Genomic DNA, 21,026 nt, shown 5'->3' on the forward strand with positions numbered 1-21,026 from the left:
ACGACCAGCCGCGCCGCGCCGGCCTCGCGCGCCGCGCGCAGGTTCTGGGCGCTCATCCGCTCCAGATCGCCCAGCGTCACCGCCAGCGCCGAGGCCAGGAACAGCGCCTTGGCCTCGAACACCTTGACGACATATTGGTTATAGCCCTCGACGGTCCAGGTGGTGGTGCCCGCCTCGCCCTCGCCGTTCACGATCAGCTCCAGCGACCATTCCCCCTGCGCGCCGGTCGTCGCCTCGACCTTTTGCGTCACCACCCGCACGCCCCCGTCGAAGACATCCGAGCCGTGAAGCGTCGCGACGATCTTGCCAAAGGCGACCGGCGCAAGCGTGGCGTCCAAAAGAACGCCCCGGACTGTGGCTTTGTTCGGCATGGGTTCCCCTTTCATCATCCCAATCGGCGGCGCCATTATCCGCCACGGCCCAAAACGTTGCGGGAATGAAGCGTGCAACGGGCAATGGTGGCGGTCAGGGCGGCGCGGCGGCGGTGGGCGCGCGGTTCTGGCGCCACAGGTCGGGGGTCGTGCCCTCGGTCTCGCGGAAGACGCGGATCAGGTGCGAGGCGTCGCAAAAGCCAGTCTCTTCGGCGATGCGCGACACCGTGCGGTCGCTGCGCGCCAGCAGCATCCGCGCCTGCGCCAGCCGGATGCGGATCGAGGCATCGGCGGGCGGGATGCCCAGGTCGGCGCTGAAATGCCGTTCCAGCTTGCGCCGCCCGACGCCCAGGTCGCGGGCGATACGGGCGATGGGCAAGGGCGCGTGCAGGTTCTGCTGCATCGCCAGCAGCGCCCGGCGCACCAGCGGGTCGCGGGCATTCAGTTCCAGCGGCAGGCCGGGCTGGGGGCGGTCGCCCTCCATCGGCTCGTCGATCATCAGGATCGACAGCGCCTTGCGCGCCGCCGCCCGGCCCAGGTGGCGGTCGACCAGAAAGGCGGCCAGATGCGCGGCGCTGACGCCCCCCGAACAGGACAGCCGGTCGCGATCCACCACGAAGATCTGGTCCGAGACCGGGCGCATCCGTTCGAATTCGGCCAGGAAATCCTGGTGGTGGAACCAGCTGACGCAGCAGCGATAACCGTCCATCAGCCCGATCCGGGCCATGGCAAAGACCCCGGTGCAAAGCCCGCCAAGCGCCACCCGCGCCTGGGCGGCGCGGCGCAGGAAGCCGGCCTGTTCCGGCGAAAGCCCAGGCCCGCCGTCGATCAGCCCGCCGACGGTCACGATATAGTCGAAGCGCGCGGGATCGCCCAGCCGCTCGTCCGGCTCGATCCGCGCGCCGCAGGACGACTGCACCGGCGCCATGTCGGCCGACAGCACCCGCCAGCGGCAGCGGATCGGGCGCGAGCCGTCGCCTTCGTCGGCCGCGAGCCGCAGCACGTCCACGAAATTGGCAAAGGCCGACAGGGTGAAGCGCGGGGTCAGCAGAAAGCCGATGCGCAGCCGCGGCGGGCCGGGGTCGAGGATGGGGGCGGGCTTGGTCATCTGTCGCGAATCGTCCATGGCTGGCGTCGCGATCATGCCATGTTTCGCGGCGTGATCCAGACCCCGCGCCGTCACTCCTTGGTGGCAAGCACCATGGTGGCGGTGCCGGCCTGGGCGGCATCGGGCGCATCGTCGCCGGCCTCGACCAGTTCGCGGGCTTCCTCTTCGCTTTCGTCCTCCAGCGCGGGGGGATCCTCGCCGGCCAGGAAGTTGCCGAATTTCTGCAAGCCGGGGATGTGGTCGGCCAGGACCCGCATCACCACCAGCAGCGGCACCGCCACGATCATGCCCAGCACCGACCAGAGCCAGGCCCAAAGCGCCACGGTCAGGAACACGACCACCGTGTTCAACTGCAAGCGGTGCGCCACGAAATAGGGGGTGATGAGCTGGCCTTCCAACGCGGTCAGGCCCAGATAGGTCAGCCCGACCATCAGCGGCGCGAAAAGGTCGTCGAAAACGAAGACCCCGACCAGCGCGGCGATGAGCATCCCGGTGACTGAGCCCAGATAGGGGATGAAGTTCAAAAGAAACGCCGCCAGCCCGAACAGCACCGGGCTGGGCATACCCCAGGCCCACATCGCCAGCCCGATGGCCAGCCCCAGGCAGGCATTGATCAGGGTGATCGCGCCCAGATAGGCGCCCAGGCTGTCCTCGATCTCGCGCAGCGCCAGGTAGGCGCCGCGCTTTTCGCGCATGGAATCGAAGCTTTGCACGATCTTGAGGTAAAGCAGGTCGCCCGACGAGATCAGGAAGAACAGCAAAAACAACGTGAAGATGATCTGGCCAAGAAAGGCCGGGCCAAGGTCCAGAACGCTGGCCAGGGTCGAGGACGGGGGCGTGGCATTCACCTCGACCTCGATCTGCTGGTCGGGGGGCGGGGTCGTGCCGGGCGTCGGAACCGGGCTGAGTGTGCCGGTCAGCATGGCGTCGGGCTGCACCTTGCTGGGCGGGGCGGGGGCGTCGGTCCCGCCGCCGCCGCTGGCGATTTCGTCGATCTTTTCGGCGGCGCGTTCCAGCCCGCGGAAATTGCTGCGGATTTCCGAGAACCTTTGTTCCAGCCGCTCGGTGATCTGGGGCGCGTTCTCGATCAGCCGGTCGGCGGGGCCCGAGATGACGAAGCCGATCACCACGACCGAGACCACCAGCCCCAGCGAGACGATGGCGGCGGTGACGGCGGCGCTGACGCCAAGCCGCTCCATCAGCCGGCGAAAGGGGACGAAGACGAAGAACAGCAGGATCGCCAGCGTGACCGGCATCAGGAAGCTGCGCGCCTGGGCGAAAAAGCCAAACAGCAGGATGACGAAGATGCCGATCACCGCCCAGTTGGCGACCTTGGCCACGCCCCGGTCCGACGGCGTGGAAAAGGGGAACATGTGGCTGCGGCGTTCCTGATCTGGCGGCATGCGCGTTCCCTTTCCCGTCCCGCGCGGGGGAAACGCAAAGCCCGCGGCCGGGTTCCCCCAGCCGCGGGCGCTTTCCAAAGGGGCGGACCGTCCGCTTACAGCGGGTGGTCGCCCGAAGCGTCGATGACGCGGGTCGGCAGGCCCAGTTCGCCCAGCAGTTCCAGGAAGGGGCGGGCCGCCAGATCCTCGACATTGACCATGCGCTTGACGTCCCAGGTGCCGCGCGCGACCAGGATCGCGGCTGCCACCGGCGGCACGCCGGCGGTATAGCTGATGCCCTGGCTGCCGACTTCGTTATAGGCGTCCTTGTGATCGGCGACGTTGTAGATGAAGACCTCGCCCGGCTTGCCGTCCAGCGTCCCCTTGACCAGGTCGCCGATGCAGGTCTTGCCCTCGTAATCGGGGGCAAGGCTGGCGGGGTCGGGCAGCACCGCCTTGACCACTTTCAGCGGCACGACCTCCAGCCCCTCGGCGGTCGTGACCGGCTGTTCGGAAAGCAGGCCCAGGTTCTTCAGCACGGTGAAGACGTTGATGTAATGTTCGCCAAAGCCCATCCAGAAGCGCACGTCGGCCTGCTTGTAGCGGGCGGCAAGGCTGTGAACCTCGTCATGGCCGGACAGGTAGGCGGTGCGCTTGCCGACGATGGGCAGGTCCCATTCGCGCCCGACCTCGAACATCCGGTTTTCGCGCCATTCGCCGCCCTGCCAGGAATAGACCGTGCCGGTGAATTCGCGGAAGTTGATCTCGGGGTCGAAATTGGTGGCGAACCAGCGGCCATGGCTGCCGGCGTTGATGTCGACGATGTCGATGCTGTCGATCTTGTCGAAATATTCGTCCTCGGCCAGCCGGGCATAGGCGTTGACCACGCCGGGATCGAAGCCCACGCCCAGGATGGCGGTGACGCCGGCCTTTTCGCAATCCTCGCGCCGCTTCCATTCGTAATTGGCATACCAGGGCGGCGTCTCGCAGATCTTGGCGGGATCTTCGTGGATGGCGGTGTCGAGATAGGCGGCCCCCGTCTCGATACAGCCTTGCAGCACGGTCATGTTGATGAAGGCCGAACCCACGTTGATGACGATGCCGGCGTCGATCCGGCGGATCAGCGCGGCCACGGCGGCGCTGTCCATGGCGTCCAGCGCATGCGCAGAGAACGCGACCGAATGGCCCTTGTCCCGAATGCTCGCGATGATCTTTTCGGCCTTGGAGGGCGTTCGGCTGGCGATATGCAGCGTTCCGAATTCCTTGGCATTCTGCGCCACCTTATGCGCGACCACCTGGGCGACGCCGCCGGCGCCGATGATGAGCACGTTCTTGGCCAATTCAGTCTCCTTTTCGGGGATGGGAAAGGGGATGGCTTGCGCCTGTTCAGGACAGGCTGGCTTTGTAGTCGTCATAGCTGAACCGGCGGACCTGGCGGATCGTTCCGTCCTCGTCCCGGATGGCGATGGCGGGCATGGGTACGCCGTTGAACCAGTTCTTCTTGACCATGGTATAGCCGCCGGCATCGGCGATGCTGATGCGATCGCCGACCTTCAGCGGCTGGGCAAAGCGGCCCTCGCCGAAGATGTCGCCAGCCAGGCAGGTCTTGCCGGCGACCTGCCAGGCATGTTCGCCCTCTTGCGGCAGCTTGGCGGTTTCGCGATAGATCAGCAGGTCGAGCATATGCGCCTCGATGCTGCTGTCCACGATGGCCACGTCCTTGCCGTGATGGATGGTGTCCAGCACCGTGACCTCCAGCGAGGTCGAGCGGGTGATGCTGGCCTCGCCCGGTTCCAGGAAGACCTGGACGCCGAAACGCTGCGCGAAGGCTTTCAGCCGGTCGGCCAGCCGGTCCAGCGGATAGCCGTCGTCGGTGAAATGGATGCCGCCGCCCAGCGAAACCCAGTCGAGCTTTTCCAGGAAGCCGCCGAATTCCGCCTCGATCCGGCTTAGCTGGGCGTCGAAGAGTTCGAAATCGGCATTCTCGCAATTGTAATGGATCATCACGCCCGAGATGCGGTCCAGCGCCGCCTCCAGCCGGTTCAGATCCCATTCGCCCAGCCGTGAAAACGGCCGGGCCGGGTCGGCAAGGTCGAAGCCGCTGGTCGAAAAGCGCGGGTTCAGCCGCAGCCCCATGGCAATGCCGCGCCCGGCCGCCTTGGCCCCGAAACGGTCGAGCTGGGCCAGGCTGTTGAAGATGATCTTGTCGGCGTAACCCAGCGCCTCGTCGATCTCGTGATCGGCCCAAGCGACGGAATAGGCATGGGTTTCCTTGCCGAATTCCTCGTGCCCCAGCCGCAGTTCGAACAGCGAGGACGAGGTGGTGCCGTCCATGAAGGGCCGCATGAAATCGAAGGCCGACCAGGTGGCAAAGCATTTCAGCGCCAGAAGGCATTTTGCGCCCGAGCGTTCCCGCAGGCGCTGGATGCGTTCCATGTTCACCCGCAGCTTGGCGAGGTCGATCAGGTAATAGGGCGTTTGCAGATCGGTCATGGCTCGGGGTCCCCTCGGGCCTTGCGGCCGTGGAAGCTTGGAAAACGAATGGCTCATTTAGGGCCACGCGCGCGGTTTCGCAAGAAAGCGTGACGGGCGCATGACGGCGCGGCCGCGGGGGGCGCTGCCCCCACGCCGGGCAAGCCCGGCGTTCCCCCGGGATATTTGGACACGAAAGAAGCCCGGCCGCTGGGATTACAGGGTATTTCTTCGTTCCCGAAATACCCGTGCGGCCGGGTGGTTCAGTCGTCCACGATCGACAGGATCTTCGGCAGGGCGGGGCAGGGCAGCAACTGGTTGCGCGCCACATCCGCCAGCGTGTGATTGTGCAGGAAGACATAGACATGCGCCGACAGGCTTTCCCACAGCCGGTTCGAGAGCGTCTGCGCCCGCGAGCCCGAAATCCCGCCCGAGGCGCCGGCGCCGATATGCAGGGCGCTGACGGTTTCGTCCACGGCCTCCAGCACCTCGGCCACGCGGATGGTTTCGGGCGCGCGCGCCAGCCGGTAGCCCCCGCCGGGCCCGCGCACGGAATCGACCAGCCCGGCGCGGCGCAGCCGCACGAAAAGCTGTTCGAGATAGGGCAGCGAGATGTCCTGGCGCTTGGAGATCTCGGCCAGCGAGGTCAGTTCCTCGCCCTTGGCGATGGCCAGATCGACCAGGGCGACCATCGCATAACGTCCCTTGGTGGACAGTTTCATCTTGCCTCTCCTCCAGCCGCAACCATTGACGGCGCGCAAGCCAGGGGCTAATTCCCCCGGCGCCGTCCTTGAATGCGTCTTGCCTATGTCGGGCGCGCTTCCCAGATTGACGATCTAGAGCCGCGCCGCCACAGGGTCAAGGAACCCGAGTTTCAAAGGAAGCCCATGCCCGAACTGATTTTCCCCGGTCCCGAAGGTCGCCTGGAAGGCCGCTATCACGCGCAAGCCGCGCCCGACGCCCCCATCGCCATCATCCTGCACCCGCATCCGCAATATGGCGGGACGATGAACAACCGGGTGGTCTATAACCTGCACTATGCCTTTCACCGCATGGGATTCACCGTCATGCGGTTCAACTTTCGCGGCGTCGGCCGCAGCCAGGGCGAATTCGACCAGGGCATCGGCGAGCTGTCGGACGCCGCCTCGGCGCTGGACTACCTGCAGGCGATGAACCCCAATTCCAAGCATTGCTGGGTCGCGGGCTTTTCCTTCGGCGCCTGGATCGGGATGCAGCTTTTGATGCGGCGGCCAGAGATCACCGGCTTCATCTCGGTCGCGCCGCCGGCGAACATGTATGATTTCAGCTTCCTGGCGCCCTGCCCGTCCTCGGGGCTGATCATCAACGGCACCGCCGACCGGGTGGCGCCGCCCAAGGACACCCATGCGCTGGTGGGCAAGCTGCGCGAGCAGAAGGGCATCACCATCACCCATGAAGAGGTCGAGGGGGCGGACCATTTCTTCCGCGACGACGAGACGCATATGAAGCCGATGATCGACACGGTGCAAACCTATGTGCGCCGCCGCCTGACCGAGAACACGCGATAGGAAACCGGGCCGGCCGGGCCGGCCTGGGCTTTTGCCATGACCGACCTGACCCTGCGCTTTGCCTTCCTGACCGAGGCCTGCCGGCTGAAATCCGTCAGCCGCGCGAATGTGCTGATGGACCTGTCGCGGCCGGAAAACAGCGCCGAGCATAGCTGGCACGTCGCGCTTTACGCGCTGGTCTTCGGCGCCTCGGATCGCGCCGTCGCCATGCTGCTGGTCCATGACCTGGTCGAGATCGACTGCGGCGACCATCCGATCCATCTGGCCCATGACGGCGCCGCCGTGCAGGCGGCCGAGGATGCCGCGGCGCGCCGGCTGTTTGCGATGCTGCCGGGCGGCGAGGCGCTGATGGCGCTGTGGCGGGAATTCGAGGCGGGCGAGAGCCCGGACGCCCGCATGGCCAAGCGCATGGACCATGCCCAGCCGCTGTTCCAGGTGCTGTGCGCGCCCGAGCCGCTGGCCGATCATGTCGCCATCGTGCGCGACAACATGACCGCGGGCCGCGCGCGGCGGCTGTGGGTGGAATGGCCCGAGGCGATGGAGGCGGCGCAGGCCCTGCTGGATGGCCGCGCGCCCTGGGGCGAACTGGCGCAGCGCCTGGAGTTCCTGGCCGAGGCGGACCGGCTGAAATCGGTGCTGCGCGCCAGCCTGCTATGCGACGGCTCGCGGCGCGAGAACAGCGCCGAGCATAGCTGGCACCTGGCGCTTTACGCGCTGGTCATGGCGCCCCATGCCGGGCCGGCGGTGGATATCGGCCGGGTGATCCGCATGCTGCTGATCCACGACCTGGTCGAGGTCGACGCGGGCGACGTGCCGATCCACGCGCAGGGCGGCGCCGCCCATCACGGCGCGGCGCAATTGCAGGCCGAGGCCGAGGCGGCCGAGCGGATCTTTGGCCTGCTGCCCGCGGCGCAGGGGGCGGAACTGCGCGCGCTTTGGGCCGAGTTCGAGGCGAACGAGACCCCGGATGCGGTCTTTGCCAAATCGCTGGACCGGGCGCAGCCGGTGATGCAGAACATCGCCTCGGGCGGCGGCACCTGGGCGGAATACCGCGTGACCTATGAGCAGCTGGTCGAGCGCGTCGGCCTGCGCATCGAGCGCGGCGCGCCGGCGCTGTGGTCCTGGCTGAGCGAAAGCGCGCAGGTCTATTTCATCGCAAGAACCGGCGGCTAGCGTTTCAGGCCCCGGCTTGCCGCCTCGTGGCGCAGGGCTTCGGCGGTGATCTCGATCAGGTGCGGGGGCTTCTCGGCTTGTGCGCCGGGGGTGTAGTCGCGCCAGGGCAGGTTGCGGTATTCGTCCAGGAACTCGATCCGGCAACCCGGCAGGGCGCGCATGAGCGCGCAGGCCAGGAAGAAGCCGCGCAGGTTGATCGCCTTGAAGTGATCGAAGGGCGGCGCGGGCCAGTCCTTGACGTGGAGATGGTCGAACCAGGCGTCCTCATGCGTGTTGTAGCACTCGGCCCAAAGCCGGCAGCGCGCCGCCAGGCTGGCCGTTATCGGCAGGGCGGCGGGGTCGATGTCCAGGCATCCTTCGTCATCGCAGAGCCAGACCGCCTCGGCAGCGCAGTCGCCGAAGACGCGCAGGTGGAACGGCGGCACCAGCGGGGCGAAACCCGGCGCGGCCCGTGCGTCGCGGATTTCCGCCAGGGCGGTGCGCGCCTTGCGCCGCCATTCGGCGCGGGCCGCGGCATCTTCGGCATACCATGGCATACCGGGCTTTCCTTTCGTTGCGAATGCCGCTATAGCGCGGCCGAGCCGCATCCTAATCCGAAGGGACCACCCATGTCGAAGATCAAGGTAGAGAACCCCGTCGTCGAACTCGACGGCGACGAGATGACCCGGATCATCTGGGACTTCATCAAGCAGAAGCTGATCCTGCCCTATCTGGACATCGACCTGAAATATTACGACCTGGGCATCGAAGAGCGCGACCGCACCGACGACCAGATCACCATCGACGCGGCCGAGGCGATCAAGCAATACGGCGTCGGCGTCAAATGCGCCACCATCACCCCCGACGAGGCGCGGGTCGAGGAATTCGGCCTGAAGAAGATGTGGAAATCGCCCAACGGCACCATCCGCAACATCCTGGGCGGCGTGATCTTCCGCGAGCCGATCATCTGCAAGAACGTGCCGCGGCTGGTGCCGGGCTGGACCCAGCCGATCATCGTCGGCCGCCATGCCTTTGGCGACCAGTACAAGGCCACCGATTTCCGCTTTCCCGGCAAGGGCAAGCTGACGATCAAGTTCGTCGGCGAGGATGGCGAGACCATCGAGCACGAGATCTACCAGGCGCCGGGCGCCGGCGTCGCCATGGCGATGTACAACCTGGACCAGTCGATCATCGACTTTGCCCGCGCCTCGATGAACTATGGGCTGAACCGCGGCTATCCGGTTTACCTGTCGACCAAGAACACCATCATGAAAGCCTATGACGGGCGCTTCAAAGACCTGTTCCAGAAGGTCTATGAGGAAGAGTTCGAGGCCGAGTTCAAGAAGAAGGGCATCACCTACGAGCATCGCCTGATCGACGACATGGTCGCTTCGGCGATGAAATGGTCGGGCGGCTATGTCTGGGCTTGCAAGAACTACGACGGCGACGTGCAGTCGGATACCGTCGCGCAGGGCTTCGGCAGCCTCGGGCTGATGACCTCGGTGCTGATGACGCCGGACGGGAAGATCGTCGAATCCGAGGCCGCGCATGGCACGGTGACGCGGCACTATCGCGAACACCAGAAGGGCAACCAGACCTCGACCAACTCGATCGCCTCGATCTTTGCCTGGACCGGCGGGCTGAAGCACCGCGCCAAGCTGGACGGCAATGCGGCGCTGAAGAACTTTGCCGAGACGCTGGAGAAGGTCACGGTGCAGGCGGTCGAGGACGGGCACATGACCAAGGACCTGGCGCTGCTGGTGGGGCCGGACCAGAAATGGCTGACCACCATGGGCTATCTGGAAAAGGTGGACGAATACCTGAACAAGGCGCTGGCGGGCTGATCCGCCGGGCAGGGTTGCGAAGGGCCGGGGGAAACCTCGGCCCTTTTTCGCTTGCGGCACGGGTTTTGAGTATTTGGGAAACGGTGAAACGGGCAGGGGCCGGCGGCGGCGCTTCGTCGCGGTCGCTTGCGTTTTTGGGGAAGGAAGAGGTCGCGGCGGTGCAAAGCCGCTTAACATGCGGCCCGGCTTGGAGTATGGGGGCGCGAGGCCTTATCCCGGAGAATCGCCATGAAAGCTGCCGTCATCACCTTTCCCGGTTCGAATTGCGATCGCGACCTGGCCGTGGCGCTGGAGCAGGCGGGGGCCGAGGTTGCGCGGGTCTGGCACAAGGACGAGGCGCTGCCGGCCGGGACCGACCTGGTGGCGGTGCCGGGCGGGTTCTCCTTTGGCGACTATCTGCGCTGCGGGGCCATCGCCGCGCATTCGCCCGTCGCCGGCGCGATCAAGGCCCATGCGGCGCGGGGCGGTTATGTCCTGGGCGTCTGCAACGGCTTTCAGGTGCTGACCGAGCTGAACCTGCTGCCCGGTGCGCTGATGCGCAATGCCGGGCTGCGTTTCCTGTGCCGCGAGGCGGTGCTGCGGGTGGCGACCAGCGCCAGCGCCTTTACCGCGCTTTACCGCGCGGGCGAGGAGATCCGGGTGCCGGTCGCCCATCATGACGGCAATTTCCAGATCGACCCCGAGGGGCTGGCGGCGCTGAAGGACCAGGATCGCATCGCCTTTACTTATGCGCCGGGCGTCAACGGCTCGGTCGCGGATATTGCCGGGGTGCTGTCGGAAAACCGCCGGGTGCTAGGCATGATGCCCCATCCCGAGCGCGCTGCCGATCCCGCCCATGGCGGCATGGATGGCGCGAGGCTTTTTGCCTCGTTGATGCAGGAGCTTGTCGCGGCCTGACTTGAGCGGCGCGGCTTGCCGCACTAGACTGCGCCGACCCCTTGTCGGGGGCGGTGCCGGAGGCTCATGCAAGAGGAAGACGATTCCACCGGATTCCCGGAAGGCGGGGCGGGCCTGACCAGCCGCTGGGGCCTGCGCGGCGTGATCGCCGTGCTGCTGATCGTGGCTGCGGGCACGGTCTGGTTCACCAATGCCTGGCTGACGGCGCGGTTTTCCGAAACGACGCGGGTCAGGACCGAACTGCGCGCGGCGCTTTATACCGGCAACCTGCTTTCGGAATTGCAGCGCACCTCGGTGGTGCCCTTGCTGCTGGCGCGCGATCCGGCGCTGATCTCGGCCTTGTCGGGCAATGATTTCTCGGGGACCTCGGCGCGGCTGATCTCGGCCCAGAAGGAGATCGCGGCGGCGTCGATCAAGCTTCTGGATGCCTCGGGGCGCGTCGTCGGCTCGACCGACCGCAACCTGATCAGCACCAATTATGTGCAAGAGCCGTTCTTTGTCGAGGCGCTGCGGTCCAAGGATACGGTGTTCACCGTCTCGCCCTCGCCGCAGGGGGCTTATGAGTTCACCTATTCCCGGACCGTGGTCGCGGACGGGCGCACGCTGGGCGTGGTGGTGGTGGGGGCGGACCTGACGCGGCTGGTGCGGTCCTGGGCGGGGATTTCCGATGCCATCGCCGTCACCGACAGCGAGGGGCAGATCATCCTGTCGACCGAGCCGCGCTGGCGCGGGCTGACCCTGCCCGAAGCCTTGGCGGTCCGTTCGGCGCCGTCGGCCATCGCGCGGGCCTTTCAGGTCACGGCGGATTGGACGGCGATGCCGGCCGACGCCTATGTGCAGGGCCGGGCCGTCATGCAGTCGGAAACGCGCATCCCGTTCCGCGGCTGGAAGATGATCGCCTTTACCACCTATGAATCGGTGCGCGAGCGGGTGAACGCGGTGCTGGCCATGGTCATCATGGGCTTTGCCATCCTGCTGGCGGCGGTGTTCTACCTGCTGTCGCGGCGGGCGCGGGTCGAATCGGCGGCCTGGATGCGCGAATCGGCTGATCTGCGGGCGCTGAACCAGCGCCTGACCCGCGAGATCGCCGAGCGCGAACGGATGCAGAAGGAATTGCGCGTGGCCGAGCAGACCGTGCAGCAATCCAGCAAGCTGGCCGCCCTGGGCGAGATGTCGGCGGGGGTCAGCCACGAGTTGAACCAGCCGCTGGCGGCGATGAAGACCTATCTGGCCGGGGCGCGGCTTTTGTTGCAGCGCGGCCGGGCCGAGGAGGCGCAGTCGAGCTTCCAGCGCATCGACGACCTGGTCGAGCGCATGGGCGCCATCACCCGGCAGCTTAAATCCTATGCCCGAAAGGGCGGCGAGGCGTTCGAGCCAGTGGACCTGCGCGCCGCGCTGTCCAGCGCGCTGGTGATGATGGAGCCGCAGTTGCGAAGCCGCACCATCCGCTTGCAGCGCAATATCCCGCGCTATCCGGTCATGGTGCTGTGCGATCGCATCCGGCTGGAGCAGATCATCATCAACCTGTTGCGCAACGCGGTGGACGCGACCAAGGGCGTCCGCGATCCGGCCATCGAAATCACCGTAAGCGCCGGGTCTCACGCATTCTTGTCCGTTCGCGACAACGGTCCGGGTGTATCGGACCTGGAGAATCTGTTTGAACCCTTCTTCACCACCAAGAAGCCCGGAGAGGGGACCGGCCTGGGGCTGGCGATCTCGTCGGGGATCGCCGCCGATTTCGGGGGGCGCCTGACGGCGCACAACGCCTTGGATGCAACAGGGCGGGGCGCCGTATTCGAACTTGAACTGCCGCTTCATGATCCCGGCCGCAAGGCAGGGACGCGCCTGGCGGCGGAATGATGAAAAGAGGTAAAGGCCCATGAGCCGCACTTTGAAGATCGCCGTCGTCGATGACGAACCCGACATGCGCGAATCGATCAGCCAGTGGCTGACGCTGTCCGGCTTTGACGCCGAAACCTTCGCCACCGCCGAAGAGGCGCTCAAGGCGATCGGGTCCGATTGGCCGGGGGTGGTGATTTCCGACATCCGCATGCCGGGCATGGACGGGATGGCGTTCCTCAAGCGGCTGATGGGGCTGGATTCGGGCCTGCCGGTGATCATGATCACCGGGCATGGCGACGTGCCGATGGCGGTCGAGGCGATGCGGATCGGCGCCATGGACTTCATGGAAAAACCCTTCAACCCCGAACGGCTGACCGAACTGGTCAAGAAGGCGACCCAGGCCCGGCGCATGACGCTGGACAACCGCGCCCTGCGCCGCGACCTGTCCGAAGGCCAGCAGGTCATGTCCAAGCTGATCGGGTCGAGCCCGGTGATGGACCGGCTGCGCGAGGATATCCTGGACCTGGGCCAGGCCGACGGCCATGTGCTGATCGACGGCGAGACCGGGACCGGCAAGACCCTGGTCGCCCATGCGCTGCACGCGGTGGGACCGCGGGCCAGCAAGAAGTTCGTGCCGATTTCCTGCGCTGCCTATGCCGACGAGGTGCTGTCGGGCAAGCTGTTCGGCCCGGTCGAAAGCGGGTTGCCCGCGGTCGAGGAGGCGCGCGGCGGCACGCTGTGCCTGGAGGATATCGAGGCGCTGTCGGATGCGCTGCAAGCGCGGCTGCTGGCCTTTATCGCCGAACAGGGCAGCCCGGCCGAGACCCGGATCATCGCCATTTCCAACGCCCGCGGCGAGGGGCGGCGGGCCGAGGATTCGCTGCGCCCCGACCTGTTCTATCGCCTGACGGCGCTGAAGATCACCCTGCCGCCGCTGCGGTCGCGCGGCGAGGACATCCTGACGCTGTTCACCCGCATGACCGAGCAGTTCGCCGAGGAATACGGCTGCGAGCCGCCGCAGGTGACGGCGCAGGAAGCCGCGCAGCTTTTGCAGGCGCCCTGGCCGGGCAATGTGCGTCAGCTTATCAACGTGGCCGAGCGCGCGGTCTTGCAGAACCGCCGCGGCTCGGGCTCGATCACCTCGCTGTTGATGGCGGATGGCGAGGATACGCAAGAGGCGACCACGACCGAGGGCAAGCCGCTCAAGGAATATGTCGAGAGTTTCGAGAAGATGCTGATCGACAACACCATGCGCCGCCACAAGGGCAGCATCGCCGCGGTCATGGACGAGCTTTGCCTGCCGCGCCGGACGCTGAACGAGAAGATGGCGAAATACGGGCTGAGCCGCGGCGATTACCTGTAGGCGCCGCGCCCGGATGCGCCGGGGCATGGGTATTTGGGAAACGGAGAAATCGCCAGGCGCGCGGGATTCCGGCGGCGGGTCCGGTGCCGGCGGCCGGGCGGGCGATCGGCAAAACGCGGCGCCTGATCCAAAAATAGATTGTAACGGCGCGCCCTTCCCCGCTATCTTGCCCCAGTAGGGTGGGCGCCACAACGCATGGTTGCTTGACCTCGCCAGTTTCGCAGCGCGCCAGCCAGCCGCGACACCTGAAAAGTGCCGGTGGTGCCACGCGCGGAAAATCCTGCCCACGCCCCAAGGGGCCTCTGGGCGACCGTAGATCGCAGCCCGACCGCATGCGCGGATGGGCCAAGAAAGGTAAACAGACGCGATGGATCGCGCAGCGCAGCTTGATCGGCAACGGAGGCAGGGGATTTCCCCGGCCGCCGCGATTGCTGCTGGCGGTGCGGCCTTCGTTGTCCTCTCATACGGCAGCCGAACCTTGCCCCCGCCGATGTGCGGGCCGGTGCGGCCGCCCGAAAGACGGAAACATGTCAAAGAAAATGCTGATCGACGCCACGCATTCCGAGGAGACTCGGGTTGTCGTGGTCGATGGAACCAAAGTCGAGGAATTTGATTTCGAGACGGTCAACAAGCGGCAGCTTGCTGGCAACATCTACCTGGCGAAGGTGACGCGGGTCGAACCGTCGCTGCAAGCGGCTTTCGTGGATTACGGCGGCAACCGCCACGGCTTCCTGGCCTTTGCCGAAATCCATCCCGATTATTACCAGATCCCCGCGGCCGACCGTAAGGCGCTGCTGGAAGAGGAACGCCAAGCCGCCGCCGACGAGGATGACGAGGGCGAGAAGAAGCGCGGCTCGCGCCGCCGCCGGTCGGCCAGGCCGGCCGCCGCGGATAACGGCGATGCGGTCGCCGTTTCTGACGAGATCGCCGGCATGGCCGTGGTGGACCCGTCCGAAGGGGATGAGGTGGAACCGGGCGCGCTGGCCGTGGACGTGGCCGAGGCCGGGCAGGAAGGCGGGTCGGGCGAGGGGTCGCCCGGCGACCGGCCGGCCCGCGATTCGGCGGGCGACGATGCGGCCGAGGATGACGGCATCGAATCCGTGGCTGAGGAGGACGTGACCGAAGAGATCCGCGCCCCCCGCAAGCCGCGCGCGCGCCGCTACAAGATCCAGGAGGTGATCAAGGTCCGGCAGATCATGCTGGTCCAGGTCGTCAAGGAAGAGCGCGGCAACAAGGGCGCGGCGCTGACCACCTATCTGTCGCTGGCCGGGCGCTATTGCGTGCTGATGCCCAATACCGCGCGCGGCGGCGGCATTTCGCGCAAGATCACCAATGCCGCCGACCGCAAGAAGCTGAAGGAGATCGCCAGCGAGCTGGAGGTGCCCGAGGGCGCCGGCCTGATCATCCGCACCGCCGGCAGCCAGCGCACCCGGACGGAAATCCGCCGCGATTACGAATATCTGATGCGGCTGTGGGAGCAGATTCGCGAACTGACCTTCAAGTCCATCGCCCCGGCGCCGGTCTATGAGGAAGGCGACCTGATCAAGCGCACCATCCGCGACATCTACAGCAAGGAAATCGACGAGGTCCTGGTCGAGGGCGAGCGCGGCTATCGCACCGCCAAGGACTTCATGAAGATGATCATGCCGTCCCACGCCAAGAACGTGAAGCATTACACCGATTCGATGCCGCTTTATGCGCGCTTCCAGGTGGAAAGCTATCTGGCCGGCATGTTCAACCCGGTCGTGCAGCTGAAATCGGGCGGCTATATCGTCATCGGCGTCACCGAGGCGCTGGTGGCCATCGACGTGAACTCGGGCCGGGCCACGAAAGAGGGCTCGATCGAGGACACGGCGCTGAAGACGAACCTGGAAGCCGCCGAGGAAATCGCCCGCCAGTTGCGGCTGCGCGACCTGGCCGGGCTGATCGTCATCGACTTCATCGACATGGAAGAGCGCAAGAACAACGCCGCCGTCGAGAAGCGTTTCAAGGACAAGCTCAAGACCGACCGGGCGCGCATCCAGGTCGGGCGCATCTCGGGCTTTGGGCTGTTGGAGATGTCGCGCCAGCGGCTGCGGCCGGGGATGCTGGAATCGACCACGCAACCCTGCGCGCATTGCCACGGCACCGGGCTGATCCGGTCCGATGACAGCCTGGCGCTGACCATCCTGCGCGCCATCGAAGAAGAGGGCACCCGCAAGCGGTCCCGCGAGGTGCTGGTCAAGGCGCCGATCGCGGTCGCCAATTTCCTGATGAACGCCAAGCGCGAGCATATCGCGGGGATCGAGGCGCGCTATGGGCTGTCGGTCCGGGTCGAGGCCGATCCGGTGCTGATCTCGCCCGATTACGCCATCGAGAAGTTCAAGACCGCGACCCGCAACGTGCCCGAGGTGGTCTCGCCCGTGGTATCGGTCGATGCCCGGCTGATGGCGCAGATCGACGATGAGGAGGCGCCCGAGGACGAGACCTTCGAGGCCGCCGAAGAGGAAGACCGCGCCGACGACAGCCATGCCGAGACCGGCGAGAATGGCGATAATGGCGAGGGGGCCGAGAACGGCAGCAAGCGCCGCCGCCGTCGCCGTCGCCGCCGGGGCGGCAAGAACGGCGAGGGCGAAGCCTCCCATGCCGAGGACGGTTCCGATCATGCCGAGGACGGCGCCGAGGAGGGGGCCGAGGACGCGGACGGGGAAACCGAGCCGGGGCAACAGCCCGCCGAGGTCGAGCCCGCGGTCGAGGCCGAGCCTGCCGTGGAAGCGGCCGAAAAGCCGCGTCGCCGCACCCGGACCCGCCGTCGCAAGCCGGATGACGCGGCCGAAGAGGCGGCAGCCGCCGCGGCCGAGCCGGCCGAAACGACCGCGGCCGAGCCGCAGCCCGTTGCCGCGGACGCGGTGACGGCCGCTGTCGCCGAGACGGAACAGCCCGACGCCGCCGAACCGCAACCCGCCGAGGCCGATACCCAGCCCGAAGAGCCGGCCGCGACCGAGCCGGCGGCCCAGGCCGACACGCAGGAGCCGGAACCCGTGGCGCGCCCGGCAGCCGATGCGGAACCGCAAGCCGCGGCCGAGCCCGGCGAGGCCGAAGCCATGGCACCCGAAGCCGCGCCAGAGCCGCAGCGGGAACCCGAGCCGGCGGCCGCGAACGACGAGCCGTCGCGCCCCAAGCGCCGGGGCTGGTGGTCCCAGGGCTGATCTGTCGCAGCCTTCCCACGAAACTGTTATGGGCGCGGGGCTTTCCCGCGCCCTTTCCTTAAGCCAAGGTGCTGGACATGTTGGGAATCGAGCTTGCAGACGCCGCCTTCCTGCCCGCCGCGACGGTCGCGCTGCTGGCGGGCATCCTGTCCTTTCTGTCGCCCTGCGTCCTGCCGGTGGTGCCGCCCTATCTGGCCTATATGACCGGGGTCGGCGTCGGAGGGCTGAAATCGGGCGAACGCAGCGCCGTGGTGCCGGCGCTGTTCTTCATCCTGGGGCTGTCGACGGTCTTTCTGCTGATGGGCATGGCGGCCTCGGCCTTTGGCCGGATATTCCTGCAATGGCAGGACTGGCTGGCGCGCGGGGCCGGGGTCGTGGTGATCATCATGGGCCTGCATTTCCTGCGCCTCATCCGCATCCCGTTCCTGGATACCGAGGCGCGGCTGGATGCTGGCGACAAGGGCGGATCGTCGCTGGGGGCCTATATCCTGGGCTTGGCCTTTGCCTTTGGCTGGACGCCCTGCATCGGGCCGCAGCTTGGCATGATCCTGTCGCTGGCCGCCACCGGGGCCGAGGCCGGGCGCGGTGCCGCGCTGCTGGCGGTCTATGCGCTGGGGCTGGGCATTCCGTTCCTGCTATCGGCGATCTTCATCAACCGCGCCATCGGGGTGATGAACCGCATCAAGCCGCATCTGAAGCTGATCGAGCGCATCATGGGCGCGCTGCTGGTCGTGGTCGGGGCGGCGCTGCTGACCGGCGCCTTCCCGACCTTTGCCTATTGGCTGCTTGAGACCTTTCCCTGGCTAGCGGCGCTGGGTTAATCCCAGTTGGGGGGCCGCTTTTCCAGGAAAGCCTGGATCCCCTCGGCCGTGTCAGGCAGCAGCAGGTTTTCACAGATCACCGCGCCGGTCGCGTCATAGGCGTCGGCCAGGCCCAGGTTGCGTTGCGCGTGAAAGGCCCGCTTGCCCATGCGCACCGCGGCCGGCAGCTTGGCGGCGATGGTCCGCGCCAGCGCCGTCGCCTCGGCCGTCAGCGCGGCGGGCGGGGTGACGCGGTTGACCAGGCCCAGCTCGCGCGCCCGCGCGGCGTCGATGAATTCGCCCGTCACCAGCAATTCAAAGGCGGCGCGCGGCGCGATGGCGCGGGTCAGCGCCACCATCGGGGTCGAGCAGAACAGCCCGATATTCACCCCGTTCACGCCAAAGCGCACGCCTTCCGCCGCCACGGCCATGTCGCAGCTTGCGACCAGTTGGCAGCCGGCGGCGGTGGCAATGCCCTGCACCTCGGCGATGACCGGCTGCGGCAGGGCCGGCAGCTTTTGCATCATCTCGGCGCAGCGCGAGAACAGCCGTTCATAGGCGGCGCGGCCGCCATCCCCGTCATTGCGCGCGCCCTGCATCTCGCGCAGGTCGTGCCCGGCGCAGAACGCCTTGCCCTGGGCGGCCAGCACCACGACGCGGATATCCTCATCCGCCGCGATTTCGTCCAGCGCATCGGACAGCGCGTCGATCATCGCCGTGGACAGGGCGTTGTAATTCGCCGGGCTGTTCAGGATCAGCCGCGCCACGGGGCCGTCGTCCTGGCGCAGCACCAGCGGTTCGGGATTTCCGTCCTTCATCATTCCTCCTGACGCCACGATGAGGCTTGTCTTTTTCGGGCTTTGCCGGCCAGTCTAGCGGCCGTTCCGGCAGGGGGGAAGCATGGCATTGGCAATGGGCCGCGAGGCGCTGAACGAATTTCTCGGACGCAGCTTCCCGCAGATCGCGGGGCAGGTCCGGGTGGAAACGGTGGACGAGGACCTGCTGACCGCGCGGCTGGTCGTGGACGACCGGCACCTGCGCCCCGGCGGCACGGTCAGCGGCCCCTCGATGTTCGCCCTGGCGGATGTGGCGATCTACCTGGCCATCCTGGCCCGCATCGGCGAGGTGGCGCTGGCGGTGACGACTAACGCCTCGGTCGACTTCATGCGCAAGCCCGAAGCGGGGCGCGACCTGCTGGCCGAATGCCGCATCCTGAAGCTGGGCCGGCTTCTGGCGGTGGGCGAGGTGCTGATCCGCGCGCAAGGCGGGCAAGACCCGGTGGCGCGCTGTTCGATGACCTATGCGATTCCGCCGAAACGCTGACCGCGACGGCGCTTATCTTGCGGTATTTAGATACCTAATTCATAAGCCGCTGGATTCGATGGATAAAATCGCCCGCAACGCGCTTGACCTGCGCGTGGCTTTTGCCGATATAGCTCCATCTCGAATTACAGCCCCCAAAGGGACCGACAGATGAAAACCTATACCGCGAAACCGGCGGAGATCGAGAAGAAGTGGATCCTGATCGACGCCGAGGGCGTCGTTCTGGGCCGTCTTGCCTCGATCGTGGCGATGCGCCTGCGTGGCAAGCACAAGCCGACCTTCACCCCGCACATGGACATGGGCGACAATGTCATCATCATCAACGCCGACAAGGTGCAGATGACCGGCGACAAGCGCGATGCCAAGAAATACTACTGGCACACCGGCCATCCGGGCGGCATCAAGCACCGCACCGCCCGCCAGGTGCTGGAAGGCGCCCACCCCGAGCGTGTGGTCATCAAGGCCGTCGAGCGCATGATCTCGCGCAACAAGCTGGGCAAGCAGCAGATGACCAATCTGCGCGTCTATGCCGGTGCCGAACACCCGCACGAAGCGCAGCAGCCCGAAGTGCTGGACGTCAAGTCCATGAACGCCAAGAATACCCGGAGCGCGTAAGCCATGGCCGAAGACATCAAAACCCTCGACGATCTGAAATCGGTCGCGGCGGCGGCGCCTGCGGCCGCGCCCGTGCACGAACCCCAGCGCGACGCGCTGAACCGTGCCTATGCCACCGGCAAGCGCAAGGATGCGGTCGCCCGCGTCTGGGTCAAGCCCGGCTCGGGCAAGGTCGTGGTGAACGGCAAGGATATCGCCGAATATTTCGCCCGCCCGGTGCTGCAAATGATCCTGCGCCAGCCCTTCGACGTGGCCGGCGTTGCGGGCCAGTATGACGTTTACGCCACGGTTGCGGGCGGCGGCCTGTCGGGCCAGGCCGGCGCGGTCAAGCACGGCATCTCCAAGGCGCTGCAACTGCACGAGCCCAGCCTGCGCGCGGCGCTGAAGGCCGCGGGCTTCCTGACCCGCGATTCGCGGGTGGTCGAGCGCAAGAAATACGGCAAGGCCAAGGCCCGCCGTTCGTTCCAGTTCTCCAAGCGCTAAGCTTTCCGGCGTTTGGTTCTGCCTTGGCGCGGCCCCTCGGGGCCGCGTTTTGCGTTTCCGGCGCCGATCCCATCCCCTTCGGGCACGCGAATCCGGCTGGGATGCGGGGAATCGCGCCGGGAATCGCCGGAACTTCGGCGCGATCCGCAGGGCGGCGGCCCGCCGGCCCAGGCAAACAGGCTATCCTGGCGCGAAATATGCGACAGAAAAATGACATTAAATCATGGTATTGCCTGTTTCTTGCCAAGGGGGTCGATTTTAGCGCTTGCAAGCCTGCGCCCCAGACCCTAAATACCCGCTCACCGAGACGACGGGACGGTCGGAACGGGACGGGACGCGGCGCTTGACGCGCGGTTCTGGGACAATCTGGGAATGCACGACCGGACGGTGCGTCGCTTGTTAGGCGCCTCTTCCGTGATTTTGTTTCCCCTGCTTTTTGACATTGCTGTTTCATGAAGGGATATGCGGGCGGTCTGGTCGTTTTCGACGGGAAGCTTGCGTATCGGCCTGGTAGGGGTGACCCGATGATCCAGGTGTCAGCTTCACTGTTTGTCGGCCCGCGCGAGTGGGAAGACGAGCAGAGATGATCCTTCCCTTTTCGGGAAGGACAGATGTGCAAGGTTCTCTGTCAAGGATAGT

General features: G+C 66.5%; 19 protein-coding genes. 11 read left to right on the forward strand and 8 right to left on the reverse strand.

What is annotated here, in order from left to right; genetic code table 11:
• From F3H32_RS16635 to F3H32_RS16660, 6 genes are all read right to left on the reverse strand, one after another.
• Positions 1-371: hypothetical protein (locus F3H32_RS16635; RefSeq protein ID WP_149766794.1), on the reverse strand; the 371-nt coding region annotated here is incomplete at its 3' end.
• Positions 372-465: 94 nt separating this feature from the next.
• The gene (locus F3H32_RS16640; RefSeq protein ID WP_394349628.1) at positions 466-1,515 is read right to left on the reverse strand and encodes a GlxA family transcriptional regulator; all 1,050 of its coding nucleotides are present in this window, start codon (positions 1,513-1,515) and stop codon (positions 466-468) included.
• Between the two features lie 35 nt (positions 1,516-1,550).
• The gene (locus tag F3H32_RS16645) at positions 1,551-2,882 is read right to left on the reverse strand and encodes an AI-2E family transporter (RefSeq protein WP_149766795.1); all 1,332 of its coding nucleotides are present in this window, start codon (positions 2,880-2,882) and stop codon (positions 1,551-1,553) included.
• 95 nt (positions 2,883-2,977) lie between these two features.
• Complete coding sequence (locus F3H32_RS16650; protein WP_149766796.1) at positions 2,978-4,201, reverse strand: saccharopine dehydrogenase family protein; 1,224 nt, start codon at positions 4,199-4,201, stop codon at positions 2,978-2,980.
• A 46-nt stretch (positions 4,202-4,247) separates the two neighbouring features.
• Positions 4,248-5,354, reverse strand: coding sequence for a carboxynorspermidine decarboxylase (locus F3H32_RS16655; protein WP_149766797.1), 1,107 nt, complete (start codon positions 5,352-5,354; stop codon positions 4,248-4,250).
• A gap of 242 nt (positions 5,355-5,596) precedes the next feature.
• Positions 5,597-6,055, reverse strand: coding sequence for a Fe-S cluster assembly transcriptional regulator IscR (locus F3H32_RS16660; RefSeq protein WP_115756325.1), 459 nt, complete (start codon positions 6,053-6,055; stop codon positions 5,597-5,599).
• 165 nt (positions 6,056-6,220) lie between these two features.
• Between F3H32_RS16660 and F3H32_RS16665 the strand changes: the two genes are divergently transcribed.
• Both F3H32_RS16665 and F3H32_RS16670 read left to right on the forward strand, forming a co-directional pair.
• The gene (locus F3H32_RS16665) at positions 6,221-6,880 is read left to right on the forward strand and encodes an alpha/beta hydrolase (RefSeq protein ID WP_115756329.1); all 660 of its coding nucleotides are present in this window, start codon (positions 6,221-6,223) and stop codon (positions 6,878-6,880) included.
• A gap of 36 nt (positions 6,881-6,916) precedes the next feature.
• Positions 6,917-8,053: an HD domain-containing protein gene (locus F3H32_RS16670; protein WP_149766798.1), complete on the forward strand. Its 1,137-nt coding sequence runs from the start codon at positions 6,917-6,919 to the stop codon at positions 8,051-8,053.
• Here the strand turns inward: F3H32_RS16670 and F3H32_RS16675 are convergent.
• The gene (locus tag F3H32_RS16675; RefSeq protein ID WP_149766799.1) at positions 8,050-8,589 is read right to left on the reverse strand and encodes a hypothetical protein; all 540 of its coding nucleotides are present in this window, start codon (positions 8,587-8,589) and stop codon (positions 8,050-8,052) included. The two genes, F3H32_RS16670 and F3H32_RS16675, sit on opposite strands and share 4 nt — an antisense overlap.
• A 72-nt stretch (positions 8,590-8,661) precedes the next feature.
• Here F3H32_RS16675 and F3H32_RS16680 point away from each other — a divergent pair, with 72 nt between their 5' ends.
• The 6 genes from F3H32_RS16680 to F3H32_RS16705 all read left to right on the forward strand — a co-directional run bounded on the left by F3H32_RS16680 (position 8,662) and on the right by F3H32_RS16705 (position 17,987).
• The gene (locus F3H32_RS16680) at positions 8,662-9,876 is read left to right on the forward strand and encodes an NADP-dependent isocitrate dehydrogenase (RefSeq protein WP_149766800.1); all 1,215 of its coding nucleotides are present in this window, start codon (positions 8,662-8,664) and stop codon (positions 9,874-9,876) included.
• A gap of 228 nt (positions 9,877-10,104) precedes the next feature.
• Positions 10,105-10,773 (forward strand): phosphoribosylformylglycinamidine synthase subunit PurQ, encoded by a 669-nt coding sequence (gene purQ / locus F3H32_RS16685; RefSeq protein ID WP_149766801.1) that lies wholly within the window; start codon positions 10,105-10,107, stop codon positions 10,771-10,773.
• Positions 10,774-10,839: 66 nt separating this feature from the next.
• On the forward strand, positions 10,840-12,633 hold the full coding sequence (locus F3H32_RS16690) for a sensor histidine kinase (protein ID WP_149766802.1): 1,794 nt from the start codon (positions 10,840-10,842) through the stop codon (positions 12,631-12,633).
• 19 nt (positions 12,634-12,652) lie between these two features.
• Entirely contained in the window at positions 12,653-13,978 is a 1,326-nt protein-coding gene (locus F3H32_RS16695; protein WP_149766803.1) for a sigma-54-dependent transcriptional regulator, read from the forward strand.
• A gap of 527 nt (positions 13,979-14,505) precedes the next feature.
• A complete protein-coding gene (locus F3H32_RS16700; protein WP_149766804.1) occupies positions 14,506-17,166 on the forward strand; it encodes a ribonuclease E/G in 2,661 nt (886 codons plus the stop codon).
• 77 nt (positions 17,167-17,243) lie between these two features.
• Complete coding sequence (locus F3H32_RS16705; protein ID WP_149766805.1) at positions 17,244-17,987, forward strand: cytochrome c biogenesis CcdA family protein; 744 nt, start codon at positions 17,244-17,246, stop codon at positions 17,985-17,987.
• Here the strand turns inward: F3H32_RS16705 and F3H32_RS16710 are convergent.
• The gene (locus F3H32_RS16710) at positions 17,984-18,784 is read right to left on the reverse strand and encodes an enoyl-CoA hydratase (RefSeq protein ID WP_149766806.1); all 801 of its coding nucleotides are present in this window, start codon (positions 18,782-18,784) and stop codon (positions 17,984-17,986) included. The genes F3H32_RS16705 and F3H32_RS16710 overlap by 4 nt on opposite strands.
• Positions 18,785-18,866: 82 nt before the next feature.
• On the opposite strand from F3H32_RS16710, the gene F3H32_RS16715 reads away from it, so the two are divergent.
• From F3H32_RS16715 to rpsI, 3 genes are all read left to right on the forward strand, one after another.
• Entirely contained in the window at positions 18,867-19,289 is a 423-nt protein-coding gene (locus F3H32_RS16715; RefSeq protein WP_149766807.1) for a PaaI family thioesterase, read from the forward strand.
• 150 nt (positions 19,290-19,439) lie between these two features.
• Positions 19,440-19,904: a 50S ribosomal protein L13 gene (gene rplM, locus F3H32_RS16720; RefSeq protein ID WP_011749243.1), complete on the forward strand. Its 465-nt coding sequence runs from the start codon at positions 19,440-19,442 to the stop codon at positions 19,902-19,904.
• Between the two features lie 3 nt (positions 19,905-19,907).
• The gene (gene rpsI, locus F3H32_RS16725; RefSeq protein WP_115757359.1) at positions 19,908-20,387 is read left to right on the forward strand and encodes a 30S ribosomal protein S9; all 480 of its coding nucleotides are present in this window, start codon (positions 19,908-19,910) and stop codon (positions 20,385-20,387) included.
• Positions 20,388-21,026 lie beyond the last annotated feature (639 nt).

This window comes from Paracoccus thiocyanatus (assembly GCF_900156255.1).
Lineage (GTDB): Bacteria > Pseudomonadota > Alphaproteobacteria > Rhodobacterales > Rhodobacteraceae > Paracoccus > Paracoccus thiocyanatus.

Coding starts and splice junctions, on each gene's coding strand:
- F3H32_RS16665 (WP_115756329.1), top strand. CDS start 6,221: ATGCCCGAACTGATTTTCCCCGGTCCCGAAGGTCGCCTGGAAGGCCGC.
- F3H32_RS16670 (WP_149766798.1), top strand. CDS start 6,917: ATGACCGACCTGACCCTGCGCTTTGCCTTCCTGACCGAGGCCTGCCGG.
- F3H32_RS16705 (WP_149766805.1), top strand. CDS start 17,244: ATGTTGGGAATCGAGCTTGCAGACGCCGCCTTCCTGCCCGCCGCGACG.
- rplM (WP_011749243.1), top strand. CDS start 19,440: ATGAAAACCTATACCGCGAAACCGGCGGAGATCGAGAAGAAGTGGATC.
- F3H32_RS16715 (WP_149766807.1), top strand. CDS start 18,867: ATGGCATTGGCAATGGGCCGCGAGGCGCTGAACGAATTTCTCGGACGC.
- F3H32_RS16690 (WP_149766802.1), top strand. CDS start 10,840: ATGCAAGAGGAAGACGATTCCACCGGATTCCCGGAAGGCGGGGCGGGC.
- F3H32_RS16680 (WP_149766800.1), top strand. CDS start 8,662: ATGTCGAAGATCAAGGTAGAGAACCCCGTCGTCGAACTCGACGGCGAC.
- F3H32_RS16700 (WP_149766804.1), top strand. CDS start 14,506: ATGTCAAAGAAAATGCTGATCGACGCCACGCATTCCGAGGAGACTCGG.
- rpsI (WP_115757359.1), top strand. CDS start 19,908: ATGGCCGAAGACATCAAAACCCTCGACGATCTGAAATCGGTCGCGGCG.
- F3H32_RS16675 (WP_149766799.1), bottom strand. CDS start 8,589: ATGCCATGGTATGCCGAAGATGCCGCGGCCCGCGCCGAATGGCGGCGC.
- F3H32_RS16655 (WP_149766797.1), bottom strand. CDS start 5,354: ATGACCGATCTGCAAACGCCCTATTACCTGATCGACCTCGCCAAGCTG.
- F3H32_RS16710 (WP_149766806.1), bottom strand. CDS start 18,784: ATGAAGGACGGAAATCCCGAACCGCTGGTGCTGCGCCAGGACGACGGC.
- F3H32_RS16660 (WP_115756325.1), bottom strand. CDS start 6,055: ATGAAACTGTCCACCAAGGGACGTTATGCGATGGTCGCCCTGGTCGAT.
- F3H32_RS16695 (WP_149766803.1), top strand. CDS start 12,653: ATGAGCCGCACTTTGAAGATCGCCGTCGTCGATGACGAACCCGACATG.
- F3H32_RS16640 (WP_394349628.1), bottom strand. CDS start 1,515: ATGATCGCGACGCCAGCCATGGACGATTCGCGACAGATGACCAAGCCC.
- F3H32_RS16645 (WP_149766795.1), bottom strand. CDS start 2,882: ATGCCGCCAGATCAGGAACGCCGCAGCCACATGTTCCCCTTTTCCACG.
- purQ (WP_149766801.1), top strand. CDS start 10,105: ATGAAAGCTGCCGTCATCACCTTTCCCGGTTCGAATTGCGATCGCGAC.